Raw genomic sequence first — 219 nt, 5'->3', positions numbered from 1 at the left:
TTCACTGCCACACTGAGCCATGCCTCCCAAGGCGTGACCACGATCACCACCGACCGTGGCGTGATCACCATTGCCGATGGTCAGACCACGGGCACCCTGACGGTTCCGGCTAGCAACGGCGAAGACGCCTACAAGGACGGCACCGAACTGACCGCCACGATCACCGGCGTCAACGGTCCTGGCTTTGAAAAGCTGGAAGTCGGCAACAGCTCGGCAACC

General features: G+C 62.1%; 1 protein-coding gene. It reads left to right on the top strand.

Going from position 1 to position 219, the window contains the following annotated elements; genetic code table 11:
- The coding region (locus C6382_RS24090) for an immunoglobulin-like domain-containing protein (protein ID WP_158262129.1) at window positions 1–219 on the top strand (219 nt) is incomplete at both ends.

Source organism: Pseudomonas sp. BBP2017 (assembly GCF_003024385.1).
In the GTDB taxonomy this organism is placed as follows: Bacteria; Pseudomonadota; Gammaproteobacteria; order Pseudomonadales; family Pseudomonadaceae; genus Aquipseudomonas.
The sequence above is the reverse complement of the archived record's forward strand: the minus strand, read 5'-3'. Positions and strand labels throughout refer to the sequence as shown.